The following is a 20,928-nucleotide window of genomic DNA, read 5'->3' as shown; positions in this document are numbered from 1 at the left end:
GGAAAAATGCGCTTCAAAAACTTATATATCTTTATCATTTCGGGATTTTTGGTTTCCTGCTCTTCCTCACAGAGTCTGGAAAAACAGTCTTCCAAAGACCAGTGGCTCACTACCTGGGCAACGGCTCCCCAACTGGTGGAACCCAAGAATCTTCCGCCGGAACCGGGACTTTCAGGAAATACCTTGCGTCAGATTGTGCGTGTATCTGTGGGTGGGAAAAAACTGCGGTTACGTTTCTCCAACAAATATTCCATGGATAGCCTGGAGGTAAAAGCGGTTTCCATTGCTGTGCCGTCCGATAGCAGCAATGTGGATGCAGCTACCATCAGATCATTAACGTTTGAGAAGAAAAACAGTTTTAAAATTGCTCCCGGATCTGATATTTATTCTGATGAAGTGAACTTTAACCTGAAGGCTAATTCGCTGCTGGCCATTACGATTTCCTATGCAAAAGTAACCCAATCTGTCACCGGGCATCCGGGTTCACGAACAACCTCTTTTATTGTTAAAGGTGTGCAAGCGAGTGCTGCTATATTTAAAAATCCTGTAAAAACAGATCATTGGTATTCGCTTTTTAACATCGATGTAAAGACAGGTGAACCCTCGTATGCGGTCTCTATTATGGGAAATTCCATTACCGACGGAAGAGGATCGGGAACCAATAAACAGAATCGCTGGCCGGATATTTTTTCGCAGCGGTTACTGGCGAATCCTTCAACCAGGAATGTAAGTGTCCTTAATTTCGGGATTGGTGGGAATTGTGTGGTGCGTGGCGGTTTGGGTCCTACAGCATTAGACCGTTTCGATTATAACATCCTCAATCAGCAGGGCGTAAAATGGCTGATCATTCTGGAAGGAGTGAATGATCTGGGAGGAACAAGAGATGCTAATGATGCCTCCAAAAGAATAGAAGAACTGATTGCCGCTTACCAGGTGATGATCAATAAGGCACATGCTAACGGAATCAAAGTGTACGGAGCAACGATTCTTCCTTTCGGAAAGTCATTCTACGACAAACCTTTCCGTATCGAGGCATGGAAAAAAGTAAACGACTGGATCAGGAACAGCGGGAAGTTTGATGCCGTCATCGATTTTGCAAAACAAATGCAAAGTGAAAATCCGGAAGTCATCTTAAATGATATGCACGATCATGATTTCCTTCACCCCAATGAATCGGGCTACAGGAGAATGGGAGAATTTGTGGATCTGAACTTATTTAAAAATTAAAATCAAAAAGATATAGTATGAATTTTACAAAAAACATTTCGCTGTTTCTTACGTTGTTGTTTATATTTTTTGTAAAAGCAACCGAACCATTTATTTCTTTTGCTAAGACAGAAAATTCGATGGTATTGAAAGAACGCAATTCAGGTTTGACACTGTTTTCAGACAGCGATTCGGATAAAGGAATTCTGCGTGCCGTTGCGAATCTTCAATCTGATTTTCAAAAAGTAACTGGTTTTCAGCCTAATCTGGTTTCCCAAAACTCTGGTGTGAACGGAATGATCATCATTATTGGTGAAGCAAGTAAAAGCAAGACCATTGATAATTTAATTCGTCAAAAAAAGCTGGATGGAAAAGCATTAACAGGGAAAAGAGAAAAATATATCATTCAGAATATCAGCAATCCTTTTCCGGGCGTTTCTGAAGCCATCGTGATTGCAGGAAGTGATAAAAGGGGAACCATTTATGGAATCTATGAAATGTCTCAGCAGATAGGTGTTTCACCATGGTATTATTGGGCAGATGTTCCGGTTGAGAAAAAAGATAATATATACTTTAAAAAAGGAATATATACTTATGGTGAGCCTGCTGTAGAGTATCGCGGTATTTTCCTTAATGATGAAGAACCTTCACTGGGAGGCTGGGCAAGAGCAACTTTTGGCGGAGTTAATTCTAAATTTTACGAAAAAGTTTTTGAACTGATTCTACGTCTTAAAGGAAATTATATCTGGCCGGCAATGTGGGGAAAAGCATTCTATGACGACGATCCTCTGAGTGGCCCTTTAGCAAATGAAATGGGTATTGTCATGGGAACTTCCCACCATGAACCTATGGCTTTGGCACAAACCGACTGGCACAGGTATATCAAAAAAAATAACCTCCCGAATGTCTGGGATTATGCTAAAAATGCAGAAGTTTTACAGAAATTCTGGAGATCCGGAATGGAGAGAAGCAAAAACTGGGAAAAACTCGTAACAGTAGGAATGCGCGGTGATGGTGATGAAGCGATGGGAGAGGGAACCAATATTTCCCTGCTGGAGAAAATTGTAAAAGACCAGCGTAAAATCATCGCTGATGTTACCGGAAAGAAAGCAGAGAAAACACCTCAGGTTTGGGCATTGTATAAAGAAGTTCAGGACTATTATGATAAAGGAATGAGGGTTCCGGATGATGTGATCCTGCTGTTCTGTGATGATAACTGGGGAAATGTAAGAAAGCTCCCTGATCTTTCAAAACCTTTGCATAAAGGAGGCTATGGAATCTATTACCATTTTGATTATGTAGGCGGCCCGAGAAATTCCAAATGGATCAACATAAGCCCGATCCAAAGAGTCTGGGAACAGATGAATCTTTCCTATGAACATAAAGTAGATAAGCTCTGGGTCGTGAATGTAGGAGATTTAAAACCGATGGAGTTTCCGATCAGTTTTTTCCTGGAAATGGCCTGGAATCCAAAGCAGTTTAATGCTAAAAATCTTTTTGAATATACTGAGAAATGGACCGCTCAGCAGTTTGGTGAAAAACATGCCGGGGAAATTGCCCGGATGATTAACCTATATTCCAAATACAACAGAAGAGTAACGCCTGAAACCCTTGACAGCAAAACGTACAGCCTTGAAAATTATCATGAATTTGAAACGGTTTTAAATGATTACAGAGCATTGGCCGTAGAAGCTTTACGGTTAAAAGAACAGATTCCTGCCGATTATCAGGATGCGTATTATCAGTTGGTTCTGTATCCGATTGATGCATGCAGTAATTTATACGAAATGTACTATGCGGTGGCAAAAAACAGGGAACTGGCAGCAAAAAAAGATCCTGAAGCCAATTTCTACGCAGATAAAGTGAAGGCATGTTTTGAAAGAAACGCTTATCTGGATAATCAATACAATAATGTGATTGCCGGCGGGAAATGGAAGCATATGATGGATCAGATGAGGATAGGATATAAAAGCTGGGCAGACGGAAAAGAAAATATAATGCCTGAAGTCACCTATATTTCTGAAGCTGAGGTTCCCAAAGAAAAAATATTTCAGGAGAAAAACGGCTATGTTTCCATTGAAGCAGAAAATTTTGCAAGAATGAGCAATTCTGACCGAATCCATTGGGAAGTGATTCCTGATTTTGGAATAACAAAGTCGGGAGTGACAACGTTTCCGCAGAATGCCTATCCAAAAGCCGATGAAAATATCTGGCTGGAATATGATATCAATTTTGAATCAAAAGGGGAGTTTGAAGTCCAGTTATTATTAGCTCCGACTTTAAATTTTAATCATAATAAAGGATTGCGTTACGAAATTTCTTTTGACAACGAAACTCCGCAAATTGTCAACTTCAATGGCTATTACAAAGGAGAATTGGGAAGATGGCAGTCCGAACATATTATTAAATCTATTACAAAGCATTCGGTTCAGCAGGCTGGAAAGCACATGTTACGTTTCAGAGTGCTGGAACCCGGCATTGTCCTTGAAAAGATACTGATCAACACCGGAGGATTAAAACCCTCTTACCTGGGCGCTCCCGAAAGCGAAATGCTTCGCTGAGTGGCCCGATACTCATCACAAACAACACTTTAATTATGAAACATTAATCTTAATTCAAATTCCAATCTGAAATACAGTTCCCTCACAGAGAATGAAGAGAAAGAACAGCGAATGATTTTGTAAGCAACTTTATTTAACAGATCGCTGCCTGATATCATTCAGGGTATTTTCCTGACGGTTTTTGAAAATGAACCGTCTTGATGGGGAATCTATTGCCCTTACATTAATTGTCTTCAATCAAAATCACGACTATCTAAAACTAAACCATTATGAAAAAAAATTTAAAACTTCTCAGCATTCATTCTATATGTTTGCTTTTCAGCTGTCTGTTGCATGGGCAGCTTACTACGGTAAAAATTGATAAGAATACTGCTTATCAGAAAATAAGAGGATTCGGAGGATTTGTCTGCAGTCCCCAGTTTGCGTATAACCATATGTCTACATCAGAGATTCAGACCCTTTGGGGGGCTTCCAGTGAAGGCGGGTATAATATTATGAGATTGTATATTCCCGAAAACAGCAGCAACTGGAGTTCCGTACTGGCTACAGCGCAACTCGCCAAATCTATGGGGCTTACCATTTTTGCTTCGCCTTGGACCATGCCCGCAGCTTGGAAAACCAATAACCATGTGAATGCAGTGTATACTGATGCGAACGGAGTACAGCAGATCGGATATTTAAAGCAGGAAAACTATCAGGATTATGCGCTTTATCTTAACAGCTTTGTTACCTATCTCCAGAACAATGGAGTAGATCTTGATTATATCTCCATTCAAAATGAACCGGATGAAATGGCACAGTATCAGGGATGTATCTGGACTCCTGCGCAAATTACCACCTTCATCAAAAATTACGGACAGCTTATCAATTGTAAAGTGATTGCCCCAGAAAGTGTAGGATTTACGGATAATTTTGCCAGTGCTTTGCTGGATCCTGCGGCAATGGCCAATTTTGAAGTTTATGGGGGGCATCAATACGGGCTTATGCAGTCTGCCTACAAACAATTCCAGAATTACAACAAAGAAATCTGGCAGACAGAGTATTTGATCAACTGGAACTCTTCATCCACCCAGCCGGCACGAGATTTCAGCTGGAATACAGATGCTTTTACTTTTGCCAGCAGTGTCAACAATGCATTACTGGGAAATATCAATGCCTGGATTCATTACTCTGCCAAAAGGTATTACGGGTTAATGGGTGACGGAACTTATGGAACCACCGCAGGCCTAATGACCAAAAGAGGCTATATCCTTTCCCATTATGCCAAGTACACAACAGGAAAGACGAGAATAGAAGCCAAATGGGATGACAAAACCGGAGTATTGCAAGGCTCTTCCTATATTTCCCAGGATGGAAATCAGGTTGTTCTTATGGTGATTAATCCTTCTCAGAATACTTATAGTCTGAAGGTTGATCTTCCTTTTTACACGACTTCAGGAACAAAAGTACTGACCAATACGCAATCCAATATGGTCAGCACACCTATCACTATGAGTACGGCAACATTTCGGCCTACTGCTGATATCAGCCCTTTCAGTGTTATGACTTTTGTTTTTAATAAAAGTGGCGACAGGCCTGCTTCTCTCATGACAGGCGGTGATATCCATTATAATAAAATTGAAACACAAACTGCTACCAGTACAGCTTTTGGGACAGGATTCAATATCAGCAATACAACGGTGACGTTCTCTAATCCAAGCCCTCTTATCAGTAATAATATGACTGCGGCTAACGGATATCTTCAGCTTAATGACCGGTACAATAAACTGATCCTGCATGTAAACAGCTATACAACAGCGGGACAAAGCTATTCAGACAATACGACTTTATATTACATCAACAGTCAGGGCGTAACGAAATCATATAATTACGGCAAGATTAATTTTCCGCAGGGAGGAAACTTCGATATCACCTTAGATATTTCAAGACAGGTGCTTACAGACGGATGCAAAGGAATTTTAGGACTGAGAAATTCCAATTACAGCTCTGTGCTTACGCTTAATCTGGGTGATGTTTATTTCAATGTAGGTAATGAAATTGCTTCAAAATTCGGAAGTACCTATTCCGCAAGCGACAGCTATCTGATGGATGCACTGGAAAATGGCTACTACACTTCTGTAGACTTCAGAAATGCTGCGGGAGTTACTTCCTCCAATAACTGGCAGCCTATGAGCGCTAATTCTAACAGCATTTATTATGTGAATTCAAACGTAAGTTCATCTGCCAATAATGTGATCTCAGGGACAGCTTGTTCAAATCTTGTTCTTTCCGGTCAGGGTATGGATTTTCAGGTGCCATTTAACTTTACAGCCAATACAGCCTCTTACAGCCGTACTTTTAATGGTTACGATGTGCTGATCCTGCCATTCCAGGCTAATATACCGTCCGGGGTTACTGCTTATCTGATGTCTCCGAATGTCAGTAATATCAGTTGTACCGCAATTTCAAATGGAATCATTCCAGCAAACACTCCGGTAATCATCAATGCGACAGGAAATATTACTTTCAACGGTACAGGAAACGTTTCCACACCCAAAGCAATCACGGTCAATCAGATGAACGGAGTTTACCAGAGCATCAAAGTTCCGGCGAATGCTTATGTGCTGAAAACTGAAAACGGAGTAACAGGCTTCTATAAAGTAACAGCCGGAAGTGAGCCTGTAATAGGATCTTTCAAAGCATATCTTACAGAAGAAAATGCCTATTCTGCCAACGTTCTTCCTTTAAATTTTGGATCATTAGGCGTCAGAAATATTCTTGCTGAATCCAAAAGACAAGAAGTGAAAATATATCCTAATCTGGTAAAAGTAGATCTTTTCATTGATTCTGATCTCTCAGAAGCTACGGCAACCATTTTTGACGGAAGAGGTGGTGTCATCAGAGCCGGAGTAAAAATAAATTCAGGGAAAAACCAAATTAATGTGGGAGATTTCCCCGCGGGTATTTACTTTATTGAGGTTGCTCAAAAAAATAATACAGTCGTAAAACAAAAATTAATCAAAGAATAAATTGAATCCTAAGCCATCATGAGCATTGCTTATGGTGGCTTTATTTCCACAATTTGGTAGATGAAAACCAAAAGTAAGTAGGATTTATTCTTAATTTAAGTGTATTATTTACATTTATTTAAAATAGAACGTTATATTTGTTTTTCATTGCATTGTTGCTGAATAATACTGGCAATTTGTATAAAATAAGAATGAAAATATAATTATCCGTAAAAATCTGTAAAATCAGTGGGTTGAAAATGATTAATCACAAAATCAACAGCCATTTTTCGGACTTTGCTAACCCCATTCTTATAAAGAAATATGCGCAGTCATCTGTGAAAATCCGTGAAATCTGTGGTTAGAAAATCATTAATTACAGAATCCACAAAAGTTTTAGGACTTTACTGATCCCTAATTCTTATAAAGAAATATGCGCAGTCATCTGTGAAAATCCGTGAAATCTGTGGTTAGAAAATCATTAATTACAGAATCCACAAAGTCTTAGGACTATATTGAAACCATATACCTATGAAAAGAATTGTAATAATCCTATGTGCAACCCTTGCAGCACCTTTATTTTTTGCCCAGAGCCATTATAAATACCCATTCAGAAACCCGGATCTTCCGGTTAATGAAAGAATAGAGAACCTTCTTACTTTACTGACAACAGAAGAAAAGATAGGAATGATGATGGATAATTCCCAGGCAGTTCCCCGTTTGGAAATTCCAGCCTACGGATGGTGGAATGAAGCACTTCACGGAGTGGCCAGAGCAGGAACAGCTACTGTTTTCCCTCAGGCGATCGGGATGGCAGCCACATGGGATGTTCCGGAGCATTTTAAAACCTTTGAAATGATCTCTGATGAAGCACGGGCAAAATACAACAGATCTTTTGATGAAGCTCTGAAAACAGGGCGGTACGAAGGACTTACCTTCTGGACACCCAATATCAATATTTTCCGTGACCCAAGATGGGGAAGAGGCCAGGAAACCTACGGTGAAGATCCTTATCTGACCTCTGTTCTGGGGGTTGCTGCAGTAAAAGGTTTGCAGGGAAACGACCCGAAATTTTTTAAAACCCACGCCTGCGCCAAACATTTTGCAGTACATAGCGGACCGGAATGGAACCGCCATTCCTACAATGCAGAAATTTCAAAAAGAGATCTGTATGAGACCTATCTTCCCGCTTTCAAAGCATTGGTTCGGGAAGGGAATGTAAGAGAAGTAATGTGCGCTTACAATGCTTTTGACGGGCAGCCATGTTGTGCAAACAATACTTTACTTACAGAAATTCTCCGTGGAAAATGGAAGTATGACGGAATGGTAGTCTCAGACTGCTGGGCACTGGCCGATTTCTTTCAGAAAAAATACCATGGCACCCATCCTGACGAAAAAACAACCGCAGCAGATGCCTTGAAACATTCCACGGATCTGGAATGTGGAGATACTTATAACAATCTGAATAAATCTCTGGCCAGCGGACTGATTACCGAAAAGGATATTGATGAGTCGATGCGCAGAATCCTGAAAGGCTGGTTGGAGCTGGGAATGCTTGATCCGAAATCTTCCGTTCACTGGAATACCATTCCGTATTCTGTAGTCGATTCTGAAGACCATAAAAAGCAGGCACTGAAAATGGCACAAAAGTCAATTGTGCTGATGAAAAACGAAAATAATATTCTGCCTCTCAGCAGAAATATTAAAAAAATTGCCGTTGTAGGACCAAATGCTGATGACGGATTGATGCAGTTAGGAAACTATAATGGAACCCCTTCTTCCATTGTAACGATTTTAGAAGGAATCAAAACCAAATTTCCAAATACTGAGATTATCTACGAAAAAGGAAGCGAAGTAACAGATCCTTCGTCCAGAACGTCACTCTATCAGAATTTCATCAGTCAGAAAAACGGCGTGAAAGGAATGAAAGTAACGTTTTTTAATAACAATGAATTCAAAGGGCAGCCGGCCAATGTTTCCGTAAATCCCACCGCCATCAGCTACAACAGTTTTGGAGGAACCCAGCTTGCACCCAATGTAGGAAGAGAAAATACCTCAGCCATCATTTCAGGGATTTTTAAAAGTACCTATACAGGAGAGGTTGTGTTTTCTGCTTCCACTTCCGATGTCTATACCCTTTTCGTGGACGGAAAAGAAATTGCCACAAGAAAAGGACCTGATGCAAGACATCCTTCAGAGTTTCCTGTAAAAATGGAAAAAGAAGAATACAAGATAGAACTGCGTCATACACAAAAAGGAAAATATGTGAGTATCACTTTTGAAGTGTACAGAAAAGACCCTGTTAATTTTGTTTCGGTGAGGGAAAAGGTGAAAAATGCAGACGTTATTGTCTTTGCAGGCGGACTTTCTCCAAGTCTGGAAGGTGAAGAGATGATGGTAAATGCAGAAGGCTTCAGAGGAGGTGACAAAACTTCGATTGCCCTTCCTAAAGTGCAACGGGAACTGTTAGCGGAGCTTAGAAAAACCGGAAAACCTGTTGTTTTTGTTCTTTGTACCGGAAGTGCTCTGGGATTGGAACAGGATGAGAAAAATTATGATGCCCTGTTGAATGCCTGGTATGGCGGACAATCAGGAGGAACGGCCGTAGCAGATGTTTTGGCAGGGGATTATAACCCTTCAGGAAAATTACCCATTACCTTTTACAAAAACCTTGAGCAGCTGGATAACGCTCTTTCAAAGACAAGCAAACACGAAGGATTTGAGAATTATGATATGCAGGGAAGAACCTACCGTTATATGACGGAAAAACCTCTTTATCCGTTCGGGCATGGCCTGAGCTATTCAAAATTTGTTTATGGAGATTCAAAACTCAGCAAAAATACTATCAATACCAACGAAAATGTGACGATCACAATTCCGGTAACCAATGTTTCAGAAAGGGATGGCGAAGAAGTCGCTCAGGTCTATATCAAAAGAAATAATGATACCCAGGCACCGGTAAAAACGTTAAGGGCTTTTGAGAGGACTTTAATCAGATCTAAAGAAACAAAAAATATTCAGCTGACCCTCTCCAAAGATTCATTTGCCTTCTATGATGAAAAAGCAGATGATCTGGTTTCAAAACCCGGCGATTATACCATTTTTTATGGCGGAACTTCTGATGATGCCGTGTTGAAAAGCATTCCATTAACAGTAAAATAAAAATTGATTCAAGACAAATTGAGACATGCTTTAGTTTTCAAAATAACGATCTATGACAACCAAAAATAAAATATTTTCCATCGCGATTTCCCTCAGTGCTGCTTTTTTTTCGGCTCAGAATAATACGGTCCGTACCTTTAACCTGGATCTGAAAGAAACCTCTACACCTATTAAAATACAGCCCACCATGTACGGGATTTTTTTTGAAGACATCAATTTTGCAGCAGATGGCGGATTGTATGCTGAACTGATTAAAAACCGCAGTTTTGAATTTGACGAACCATTTACAGGATGGAAACAGCCCAACACAAAAACACTTTCTCCTAACCTGGATTCCGGGTTTCTGACCATTTATTCTGACCCTGCCAAAACCAATAAAAATTACGCAAGAATTACTGTTCTGAACGATAAAAATTATATTCTCGAAAATGAAGGATTCAGAGGAATAGGTATTCATCAGGGTGAAAATTATGATTTCAGTTTTGATCTCGAGAATGTTTCAGGAAATATTGCTACGGTAAATGCAAGTCTTGTTGATGAAAATGGAAAGGAAATTTCTTCAGTTTCTACACTCATAAAAGGAAAGGGATGGCAGAAGTATACAGCCGTTTTCAAATCACCACAAACTGTAGAAAAAGCAAAACTGCGGATTACATTTACCGGAAATGGCATCGTGAACATGGATATGATCTCCCTCTTCCCGCAGGATACCTGGAAAGGCAGAAAAGGAGGTTTACGAAAAGACCTCGTTCAGAAACTATATGATCTGCAGCCCGGGTTTTTGAGATTTCCTGGAGGCTGTATTGTAGAAGGAAGAACTTTGGCAGAACGCTATCAGTGGAAAAAAACAATAGGAAATATAGCAGACCGTGAATACCTTATCAATAAATGGAGTACAGGATTTCCGCACAGGCTTACACCGGATTACGGGCAGTCTTTCGGGTTAGGATTTTATGAATATTTCCAGCTTTCCGAAGATCTGGCTGCAGAACCTGTTCCTATTCTGAGCTGCGGAATGGCATGCCAGTTCAATACCGCAGAGCTGGTGAAAATGGAAGACCTTGATCCTTATATTCAGGATGCCCTTGACCTGATTGAATTTGCCAACGGAGATTCCGGAACAAAATGGGGGAGAATCCGTACTGAAATGGGACATCCGAAGCCTTTTAATTTAAAATTTATCGGAGTAGGAAATGAACAATGGGGAGCAGATTATATCGAACGTTATAAAGTATTTGAAAAAGCCATTCATGCAAAATATCCTGACATTAAGATTATCTCCGGAAGTGGACCGTCACCCGACGGCGAGTTCTTCGAATATGGATGGAAAGAGTTGAAGCAGCTTAACGCACAGATTGTAGATGAACATTATTACAACTCTCCCGAATGGTTTATGAAAAATGCAGGCAGATACGACCAGTATGACCGTTCCGGTCCAAAAGTTTTTGCCGGAGAATATGCTGCCCAGTCTGTAGGCGTGGTAAAACCTGATAACAAAAATAATTGGCTGACGGCCCTTTCAGAAGCCGCTTTTATGACCGGTCTTGAAAGAAATGCAGATGTGGTTTATATGACTTCCTACGCACCGCTTTTTGCCCATGCTGACGGCTGGCAGTGGACACCCGATCTCATCTGGTTCAATAATCTGAAATCCTACGCGACCCCGAATTATTATGTTCAGAAATTATTCTCCAACAATAAAGGAACGGATGTACTGAAAATAGAAAGGAACGGAAAAGCGGTATCCGGCCAGGAAAAATTATACGCTACGGCAGTAAAAGATGCAAAAACTCATGAGATCATTATAAAAATGGTCAATGCTGATAATCAGGCTAAAACGGTAAATATAAACCCCGGAACTTTGAAAATAGGTAAGAAAATAACCAAAATCCTTCTGTCTGCCCCGCAGCTTTCTAGTGAAAATAACTTCGATGCTGAACCTGTGAAACCCAAAGAGGAGAATTCAGAAGCTAAAAAAGGTGAAATTTCAACAGAAATTCCGGCCAATTCTTTGGTTGTTTTAAAGGTAAAAATAATTTAATATACTGTTTTATAGTATGTTATAAAAAATAAGTGTGTTTTTTACATTTATTTAAAATAGAATCTTATATTTGTTTTTATCTCATCAGGAGAATTTAAAATCTCAATAATCAAAAACGTTTCACCACCATGAAAAAATATGTTATCGGGCTGGACTACGGTACAGATTCCGTACGGGCCGTTCTTATTGACACTGAAAACGGTTCTGAAATAACTTCTTCAGTCAGCTATTATCAAAGATGGAAAGAAGGTAAATTCTGTAATCCCTCAGCTAATAGTTTCAGACAGCATCCTTCAGATCATATTGAAGGTCTGGAGAAAACTATTTCAGAAGTTGTAAGAGAAAGCGGGATACCGGCAGAGCAGATTGTTAGTATCTGCATTGATACTACAGGCTCTTCACCGTTACCAGTAACAAGTGATGGAGTAGCCTTAGCACTGGTTCCGGGATTTGAAGAGAATCCGAATGCCATGATGGTTTTATGGAAAGACCATACCGCTATCCGCGAAGCTGAAGAAATCAATACCCTTGCAAGAACCTGGGGTGGAGAAGATTATACAAAATATGAAGGCGGTATTTACTCCTCAGAATGGTTCTGGGCCAAAATACTGCACATCAGCAGAGTGGATGCAGGGGTAAAAAATGCTGCTTATAGCTGGATGGAGCACTGTGATTATCTGACTTTCCTTTTATCAGATCATAAAGACCTGGCAACATTCAAAAGAAGCCGTTGTGCTGCCGGTCACAAAGCCATGTGGCATGAGTCGTGGGACGGCCTGCCTTCCGAAGAATTTCTCAACAGGCTAGATCCTTCTCTGGGAGCGCTCAGAGGAAGATTATACCGTGAAACCTATACTTCAGATGAAATTGCCGGCTACCTGAATGAAGAATGGGCCGCAAAAACCGGTCTTACCACCAAAACCATTATTACGGTAGGAACTTTTGATGCCCATTCAGGCGCAGTGGGAGCAAAGGTGGAAGAAAATACACTGATCAGGATCATGGGAACTTCCACCTGTGACATTATGGTGGCCTCACAAGAAGCTATTGGAGATACAACCGTAAAAGGAATCTGCGGTCAGGTTGATGGCTCCGTAATTCCCGGATTGATAGGACTTGAAGCAGGGCAGTCCGCCTTTGGAGATGTTCTGGCATGGTATAAAGATATTCTGATGTGGCCGGTTCACCAGGTGATGATACATTCCGAAAGTATTTCAGAGGAGCAGAAGACAAAGCTCGCTGAAGAAATGGAGGCCGGACTTATCAGAAAATTAACCCTTGAAGCAGAAAAAATTCCTCTTTCCGATGCCGTTCCGGTTGCCTTGGACTGGGTAAACGGAAGAAGAACACCGGATGCAGATCAGGAACTTAAGGCAGCGATCAGCCAGCTTTCTCTGGGAACAAAAGCACCCCATATTTTCAAAGCTTTAGTCAATGCTATTTGTTTCGGAGCTAAGAAGATCGTTGACCGTTTTGAGGAGGAAGGTGTGAAAATCAATAAAGTGATCGGAATTGGAGGAGTGGCAAGGAAATCACCATTTATTATGCAGACACTCGCTAATGTTCTGGATATGCCTATTGCAGTAGCTGCTTCAGACCAGACTCCTGCTTTGGGAGCCGCAGTTTATGCAGCTGTATCAGCAGGAATTTATCCGACTGTACAGGAAGCCAGTATGAAAATGGGCTCCGGATTTGAAGCGGAATACCAGCCGAAAGCCGAAGAAGTGCAGCACTACAGAGAACTAATGCAGCAATACCAGAAGCTTGCTGATTTTGTAGAATATAATACCAGACTGAAAAACAACAGGAAAGAACTTCAGAACTCCTGATTTTCCATTTTAACCTTTTGAATAATACTCAAAATGAATACCTATAAAGAACTCCAAAGAGAATGTTATGAAGCGAATATGCAGCTGGATGCCCTGAAGCTGGTGGTCTATACCTTCGGAAATGTAAGCGCTGTAGACCGCGATAAGGGGATTTTTGCCATTAAACCAAGCGGTGTACCTTATGATATTTTAAAGCCGGAAGATATGGTGATTTTAGATTTTGATGCCAATGTCATTGAAGGCAGGCTCAGACCTTCTTCCGATACCAAGACCCATGCTTACCTGTACAAAAACTGGGAAAACATCGGTGGAATTTCCCACACTCATGCGATCTATTCCGTGGCGTGGGCACAGGCACAAATGGATATTCCTGTTTTCGGGACCACCCATGCAGACCATTTAACAACAGATATTCCCTGCGCTCCACCGATGCGGGATGAGCTGATCGAAGGAAACTACGAATACAACACAGGAATACAGATTCTGGAATGCTTTAAAGAAAAACAGCTCTCTCCGGAAGAAGTGGAAATGGTTCTTATCGGCAATCACGGTCCGTTTACCTGGGGAAAAAATGCTGAGAAAGCAGTCTACAACAGCAAAGTGCTGGAGACCATTGCCGAAATGGCTTATCTCACCAGACAGATCAATCCTGAGGCGGAACGTCTGAAAGACTCACTTATCAAAAAACATTATGAACGTAAGCACGGCAAGAATGCCTACTACGGACAGGAATTTAAACACTAAACACTTTAAGATAAACAACTATTAACGATCAACAAAACTATGTTAACACCTCTCAATACCAAAGAAGTCTGGTTCATCACAGGAAGTCAGCATTTATACGGACCAGAAACACTGGCACAGGTAGCAGAACACTCACAGAAAATTGTGGCAGAACTTGAAAAATCTTCTTTCATCCCGGTAAAAGTTATTGTAAAGCCAACGGTAAAAACTACCGAAGAGATATTTGAAACCATTGCAGCAGCCAATCATGCAGAAAACTGTATAGGAGTAATTACGTGGATGCATACTTTTTCACCCGCTAAAATGTGGATCAGAGGGCTAAAAATTTTACAGAAGCCTCTTCTGCATCTGCATACCCAATTCAACAGAGATATTCCGTGGTCTACCATGGATATGGATTTTATGAATCTTAACCAGGCTGCTCACGGAGACCGTGAATTTGGTTTTATGGTGAGCAGACTCAGAAAAAACAGAAAAGTAGTGGTAGGGCACTGGTCAGAAGAAAGAGTTCAGAAGCAGATCGGTGACTGGAGCCGCGTTGCTGCAGGCTGGGACGACTGGCAGGGAGCTAAATTTGCACGTTTCGGAGATAATATGCGATTTGTAGCTGTTACAGATGGAGATAAAGTGGAAGCTGAAACCCGGTTCGGTTTTTCAGTCAATACCTGGGGAATTGGTGATCTTGTCGGAGTTATCAATTCAGTAAGCGAAGGAGAAATAAAAAGCCTGATGGAAGAATATGAATCTTCTTATCACATGGCTGCATCTCTTTTGGAAGGAGGAGCCAACAGAAGTTCGCTGCACACCGCTGCAAAAATTGAATTGGGCCTTGAGAAGTTTTTAAAAGACGGTGGATTTAAAGGATTCTCTGATACTTTTGAAGACCTTCACGGGCTGGAACAGCTGCCTGGAATTGCCGTACAGCGCCTGATGCAGAAAGGATACGGATTTGCAGGCGAAGGAGACTGGAAAACCGCAGCGCTCGTACGTGCCATGAAAACAATGGGACAGGGTCTTGAAGGTGGGAATGCCTTTATGGAAGATTATACCTATCATTTAGACCCTTCCAATCCTTCTATTTTAGGCTCCCATATGCTGGAAGTAGATCCTGTGCTGGCCGCCGGGAAACCTTCATGTGAGATACATCCGCTGGGAATCGGAGGAAAAGCAGATCCGGTTCGTCTTGTTTTTAATTCCCGAGGAAATATTGATTCCCTGAACGCTGCCCTGATGGACTTTGGAAACCATTTCAGGCTGCTGATCAACAAAACCAGAGCATTGGAAATTACAGAAGAGCTGCCAGAACTTCCGGTAGCAAGAGTCTTATGGAAACCTCTTCCTGATTTATACACAGCCGCAGAAGCCTGGATATTGGCAGGAGGGGCACACCATACATGTTACAGTGAAAATATTTCGGCAGAACAGCTGGAAGATTTTGCTGAAATAGCAGGAATTGAATCATTAGTCATTGATGAAGATACCAGAATGCGTGATTTTAAAAATACACTTCGTTGGAATGAAATGTATTATCGTTAATTAATTGTAAAAAATATGTAAATAATTATGAAAAAAACAACATATAACGGCATTTTTATTTTATTATTTTTAATTATTTTCGGCTGCAGAAAAGAAAATAACAAACAGGATATTTCAGGAAAAATGGAGAATGTTCAAACTTCAGACTATGGAGTGACGCCCAAAGGCGATTCTATTAAAAAATACACATTAAGCAATAAAAACGGGATGAAAGTTGAAGTCATCAACTTCGGCGGGATTATCACTTCTTTAACTGCTCCTGATAAGAACGGGAAATATGAAGACGTGGTTCTGGGTTTTACAAAACCTGAAGGATATTTCGATGGAAACCCTTATTATTTCGGTGCTTTGATCGGAAGATACGGCAACAGAATTGCCAATGCCCAATTTACACTCGATGGCAAAACCTATGAAATCAACAAAAATGATGGCCCTAACAGCCTTCACGGAGGAAAAGAAGGGTTTCACACCAGATTCTGGAATATTGAAGTCGTAAAAGATGCAAAATTTCCGACATTGAAATTATCTTATACCAGTGCAGATGGTGAAGAAGGATATCCGGGGAAATTAACAACAACCGTTTTTTACACGCTTACAGACGACAATGCATTGGAAATTTCGTATGAAGCTGAAACAGATAAGCCTACTGTAGTGAATCTTACCCAGCATTCCTATTTTAACCTGTCAGGAAATTTTACTAAAACGATTACCGATCATGAACTGCAGATTAATGCAGATCATTTTCTTCCGGTGAATGAAACCTTGATTCCTACCGGTGAACAGAAAGCAGTAAAAGGAACTCCTTTTGATTTTACGGTTTCAAAGTCTATCGGAAAAGATATCAGTGCAGATGATGATCAGCTGAAAAAAGGAAAAGGATATGACCATAACTGGATTTTGAATGGAAAAGGTTTGAGAAGTATCGCAAAAGTGTATCACCAGGGAACAGGAAGATTAATGGAAGTCTTCACAGATGAACCCGGTGTGCAGTTTTATTCCGGAAATTTTCTTGACGGAAAGTTTGATACCAAAACCGGTGGTAAAAATGAATTCAGAACAGGGTTCTGCTTAGAAACACAGCACTTCCCGGATTCACCGAACCAGCCTTCTTTTCCTTCTACAGAATTGAAGCCCGGACAGAAATACCACTCGAAAACCATCTATAAATTCTCCGTAAAAAAGTAAACTATGGGAAAATTAGCAACTATTGATATCATCATATTCCTGATCTATTTTGTAGTGGTAGCTTCTTACGGATTATGGATCTATAAAAAGAAAAAATCCGAATCTACAGGAAGTAAGGATTATTTCCTTGCGGAAGGATCTTTGACATGGTGGGCGATCGGAGCCAGCTTAATTGCCTCCAATATTTCCGCTGAGCAGTTTATTGGAATGAGCGGTGAAGGTTTCTTTGTCGGAATCGCTGTTGCCGCTTACGAATGGATTGCTGCCGTTGCACTGATCATTATCGCAGTCTGGTTTATTCCGATCTATCTTAAAAATAAGATTTATACCATGCCCCAGTTTCTGGAAAGAAGGTATAACAAATCTGTTTCACTCATCATGGCAGTATTCTGGCTGTTTCTGTATGTTATCGTGAATCTTACTTCCATTCTTTACCTTGGAGCTCTTGCCATTGATACTTTATTAGGAGGAGAACATCTTCACGGTATTATGATCGCTCTTTTGCTTATGGCCCTTCTGATTGGTCTCGGAGGAATGAAAGTAATTGGATATACAGACGTTATACAGGTGGCTGTCCTTATTATCGGAGGTTTTGCAACGGTGTATATGGCGTTGCAGATCGTGGATCAGAGAATCAACGGAGCCGCTGTAGGAAATGCGCTGGCAGGATTCAATACCCTGATCAATGAGGCTCCGCAGCACTTTAAGCTGATTCTTCAAAAACCAACAACTACGACTACTACTTTGGCAATGCCTCAGAACCTTGAGGTACAGAAATATGTGGTGTTACCGGGTCTGGCCATGTATTTTGCCGGTCAGTGGATTGTTAACCTGAACTATTGGGGCTGTAATCAGTACATCACCCAAAGAGCTTTGGGAGCAGATCTGAAAACAGCCAGAACAGGAATTCTGTTTGCAGGTTTTCTGAAATTATTCATGCCTGTAATCGTAATGCTTCCGGGAATTGCTGCTTATGTTTTATATTCCAAAGGACACCTTCCTGGATTCAACGGAGTGAAAGATGGGGCATATTCTGCAATATTGGGATTCTTACCAGTAGGATTGAAAGGATTGGCTATTGCCGCTTTGACGGCAGCGATTGTAGCTTCACTGGCAGGAAAAGTAAACAGTATTTCAACCATTTTTACGTTGGATATCTATAAAAAATACCTTAAAACAGATGCCACCGAAATTCAGATGGTGAGAACAGGCCGCTGGGTAATTATTATCGCCATGATGGCAGCACTGGCCTTTACCTGGACAGATGTTTTAGGAATTGGTGGTGAAGGAGGTTTCACATTTATCCAGAAATATACAGGCTTTATCAGTCCGGGAGTTTTTGCCATGTTCCTTCTGGGGATGTTCTGGAAAAGAACGACTGGCATAGCTGCTTTGGTAGGGGTGATTTTAGGATTTGTCCTGGCTATTTTCTTCAACAGTTTTGCCGTTGAAATTTTCGGGAAAGAGACGTGGATGTACACAGCATTCACTTATGAAAAGCTGGAAAATGGGGTGGTTCATACCATTACCGAAATTCCTTTCCTGATCAATATGGGATGGTCGTTTTTTATCACCATAATTGCCATGATCCTGATCAGTCTTGCAGGTCCAAAAGTAAACCCTAAAGCCTTTGCCATTGATGTAGCAATGTTTAAAGTAGACAACAGGACATTAGTTTTGATTGTGATGACGCTGCTTTTACTGACCGCCTTGTATGTAAGATTTTGGTAAACGTAGAAATATGTTATAAGTGAATAGTCAATAGTGAATTCGTTTCACTTGTCAATTTTAGAAATTCACCATTGACTGCGAAGCAAAATTGACTTTTCACATACAATAAAAAAACAGGATGCTTAAAAAGCACCCTGTTTTTTTATTGATATCAGTTCATTCCAATATATTTAAACTTGAACAATTGACATGAAGTACCGTAATAATCCCAAAGGTGTAAGTTTGAATTGCCATCCATGGTACAGTTGGGAATATCCCAGCCACGTGTAGGGTCCACCTTGGACAGGATTTTATAATAACCATTGGAGACAGCAACTACCTGCCAGGCTTGTGCATCATTACCATAGTTCTGCCAAAGCCTGATCGAGGTTCCCAGTGTATTGCTGTTACTGGCTAAGTCAATGCAGCGATTGGTTGCACTCGCTTTGGATACAAAACGCCAGTAACCATTGCCGGCGTCAATTGCAACCCAGCGTTGTGCAGCAGCACCATTCCTTGTCCATGGTCTTAACACTGCGCCATTGGCATCCTCTCCGGATTTTAGATCAACTACTTTATTGGCATCGGTCTGAAACTCGATCTCGTAAATACCATTATTAACTAGGTTGCTGGTTGTATTACAGTTTCCAACAGGATAATTGGAGGATGCATATTGCTGGAACCACTGTTTAACTGGTGCGGCGCAGGCTTCCCAATCGTTGTTGTAGGCTGTTCCTGCATTAGGATCGCCTTTGTGGAGGAGGTTATCCGGGGCAAGAACATTCCAGCTTACATTGCCTGACTGATCCACGATATATTTTAAATTGGCGCCAAATCCGCTTCCGCCTGCGGTACCTGTTGTACCGATGCCGAAGGTACCATAGCCCTGCGGGGCCCAGTCGGTCTCGGTAATGGCAATTGGTGCAATGTCTGCGATTGGTTTAACATTGATATTCCATGCGTTCTGAAAGGCTTGATAGTTGCTGAGACCGCCCCAGTAAGCCGGATAGATATGAACAGCATAACCAATATTACCACCTGTAATCTGGTTACTGACATAGCCTTGATAATGGGATTGCCATCCTGTACCCGGTATCCAGCAAACATTATTGGCTCCATTGTTGCGAATAATGTTAACCAATGGCTGGAAGAAGTTTTTAAGTGCTGCAAAGTGCTCGTTTCCTGTCGATCCCCATGTGCCATTTGTGCCCAGAATCTCAACAGGTTCGTTGGCTAATTCGAACATCACATTGTCAGCGTTCTTTAGCCCCGGATGTTGCGACAAAAAGGTCCATACGGTTTTAAGATAGCTATGATAGGCATCGTTCACAGCAATACGATTTGGACATACGCCTGGCGGACGTAGGATGACATACATTCCCAGGCTGCGGGCATGGTTAATCAGCGGGATTATCACCTGATCTGTATAAGTTACCAGGCGGTTATAATTGAATCTTGAGATATCGTTCTCTGGGATAGCCGGTCCGGGATCATTGGTCCAATACGGATCAATATGGAGGCGGATGTAATTGAGATACCAGCCATCAGCAGCACTGGTGAGCTTGTTCATGACAGCTTTATTATAGTTCAGTGCGCCCTGTACATTGTAATTATCCCAGGTACAGTAGCCGGAATTAGCCCCATACTGACAGCCATTGAACCAGGGGCTGGGAGTTATGGCGACACCATGTAAGACAACATTATTGTCACAGGGATCTTTAAGGTATCTGCCTCCGACATGCAGCATTGGTGTTGCTGCCAACGCTCTTGCGCTAGCGCCGACACTTAAGTTGGTGTCAGGGTCTTCTAGTAAATTTTTTTCATCCATCGTAGAACAGCTGGAAAGAATGATTAACAGAAAGGCCAGAAAAAGCCACATTTTGTTTGTTTTCATAATTTGATATATTTAAAGTTTGGTCTTATTTTTTAGCCGTTAATATTTTGATTCTCCATCCCGCGCAGGAGTA

At 41.1% G+C, this 20,928-nt stretch carries 11 protein-coding genes; 10 read left to right on the top strand and 1 reads right to left on the bottom strand.

Annotated features, from left to right (window positions below):
* Nucleotides 1-6 precede the first annotated feature (6 nt).
* The 10 genes from JNG87_RS07330 to JNG87_RS07285 all read left to right on the top strand — a co-directional run bounded on the left by JNG87_RS07330 (nt 7) and on the right by JNG87_RS07285 (nt 18,982).
* A complete protein-coding gene (locus JNG87_RS07330) occupies nt 7-1,227 on the top strand; it encodes an SGNH/GDSL hydrolase family protein (protein ID WP_202842910.1) in 1,221 nt (406 codons plus the stop codon).
* 17 nt (nt 1,228-1,244) lie between these two features.
* The gene (locus tag JNG87_RS07325; RefSeq protein WP_202842908.1) at nt 1,245-3,767 is read left to right on the top strand and encodes a glycosyl hydrolase 115 family protein; all 2,523 of its coding nucleotides are present in this window, start codon (nt 1,245-1,247) and stop codon (nt 3,765-3,767) included.
* Between the two features lie 269 nt (nt 3,768-4,036).
* Nucleotides 4,037-6,775: a T9SS type A sorting domain-containing protein gene (locus JNG87_RS07320; protein ID WP_202842906.1), complete on the top strand. Its 2,739-nt coding sequence runs from the start codon at nt 4,037-4,039 to the stop codon at nt 6,773-6,775.
* 510 nt (nt 6,776-7,285) lie between these two features.
* Nucleotides 7,286-9,916: a beta-glucosidase gene (locus JNG87_RS07315; protein WP_202842899.1), complete on the top strand. Its 2,631-nt coding sequence runs from the start codon at nt 7,286-7,288 to the stop codon at nt 9,914-9,916.
* Between the two features lie 52 nt (nt 9,917-9,968).
* Nucleotides 9,969-11,957, top strand: a complete 1,989-nt coding sequence (locus JNG87_RS07310) for an alpha-L-arabinofuranosidase C-terminal domain-containing protein (protein WP_202842897.1) — start codon at nt 9,969-9,971, stop codon at nt 11,955-11,957.
* A 128-nt stretch (nt 11,958-12,085) separates the two neighbouring features.
* On the top strand, nt 12,086-13,786 hold the full coding sequence (locus JNG87_RS07305) for a ribulokinase (protein ID WP_202842895.1): 1,701 nt from the start codon (nt 12,086-12,088) through the stop codon (nt 13,784-13,786).
* A 33-nt stretch (nt 13,787-13,819) separates the two neighbouring features.
* Nucleotides 13,820-14,530 carry an L-ribulose-5-phosphate 4-epimerase gene (locus tag JNG87_RS07300; RefSeq protein ID WP_202842893.1) on the top strand — a complete coding sequence of 237 codons (711 nt, stop codon included), beginning with the start codon at nt 13,820-13,822 and terminating at the stop codon, nt 14,528-14,530.
* A 39-nt stretch (nt 14,531-14,569) separates the two neighbouring features.
* Complete coding sequence (gene araA, locus JNG87_RS07295) at nt 14,570-16,066, top strand: L-arabinose isomerase (protein ID WP_202842891.1); 1,497 nt, start codon at nt 14,570-14,572, stop codon at nt 16,064-16,066.
* A 27-nt stretch (nt 16,067-16,093) separates the two neighbouring features.
* Entirely contained in the window at nt 16,094-17,251 is a 1,158-nt protein-coding gene (locus JNG87_RS07290; protein ID WP_202842888.1) for an aldose epimerase family protein, read from the top strand.
* A gap of 3 nt (nt 17,252-17,254) precedes the next feature.
* On the top strand, nt 17,255-18,982 hold the full coding sequence (locus JNG87_RS07285) for a sodium:solute symporter family transporter (RefSeq protein ID WP_202842886.1): 1,728 nt from the start codon (nt 17,255-17,257) through the stop codon (nt 18,980-18,982).
* Between the two features lie 151 nt (nt 18,983-19,133).
* On the opposite strand, the gene JNG87_RS07280 is transcribed toward JNG87_RS07285, so the two are convergent.
* A complete protein-coding gene (locus JNG87_RS07280) occupies nt 19,134-20,855 on the bottom strand; it encodes an RICIN domain-containing protein (RefSeq protein WP_202842884.1) in 1,722 nt (573 codons plus the stop codon).
* Nucleotides 20,856-20,928 lie beyond the last annotated feature (73 nt).

The organism is Chryseobacterium cucumeris (assembly GCF_016775705.1).
GTDB lineage: Bacteria > Bacteroidota > Bacteroidia > Flavobacteriales > Weeksellaceae > Chryseobacterium > Chryseobacterium cupriresistens.
The sequence above is the reverse complement of the archived record's forward strand: the minus strand, read 5'-3'. Positions and strand labels throughout refer to the sequence as shown.

Excerpts from the sequence above, each read along its gene's own strand:
- JNG87_RS07305 (WP_202842895.1), top strand. The coding sequence starts at position 12,086 with ATGAAAAAATATGTTATCGGGCTGGACTACGGTACAGATTCCGTACGG.
- JNG87_RS07310 (WP_202842897.1), top strand. The coding sequence starts at position 9,969 with ATGACAACCAAAAATAAAATATTTTCCATCGCGATTTCCCTCAGTGCT.
- JNG87_RS07315 (WP_202842899.1), top strand. The coding sequence starts at position 7,286 with ATGAAAAGAATTGTAATAATCCTATGTGCAACCCTTGCAGCACCTTTA.
- JNG87_RS07300 (WP_202842893.1), top strand. The coding sequence starts at position 13,820 with ATGAATACCTATAAAGAACTCCAAAGAGAATGTTATGAAGCGAATATG.
- JNG87_RS07290 (WP_202842888.1), top strand. The coding sequence starts at position 16,094 with ATGAAAAAAACAACATATAACGGCATTTTTATTTTATTATTTTTAATT.
- JNG87_RS07280 (WP_202842884.1), bottom strand. The coding sequence starts at position 20,855 with ATGAAAACAAACAAAATGTGGCTTTTTCTGGCCTTTCTGTTAATCATT.
- JNG87_RS07330 (WP_202842910.1), top strand. The coding sequence starts at position 7 with ATGCGCTTCAAAAACTTATATATCTTTATCATTTCGGGATTTTTGGTT.
- JNG87_RS07285 (WP_202842886.1), top strand. The coding sequence starts at position 17,255 with ATGGGAAAATTAGCAACTATTGATATCATCATATTCCTGATCTATTTT.
- araA (WP_202842891.1), top strand. The coding sequence starts at position 14,570 with ATGTTAACACCTCTCAATACCAAAGAAGTCTGGTTCATCACAGGAAGT.
- JNG87_RS07320 (WP_202842906.1), top strand. The coding sequence starts at position 4,037 with ATGAAAAAAAATTTAAAACTTCTCAGCATTCATTCTATATGTTTGCTT.
- JNG87_RS07325 (WP_202842908.1), top strand. The coding sequence starts at position 1,245 with ATGAATTTTACAAAAAACATTTCGCTGTTTCTTACGTTGTTGTTTATA.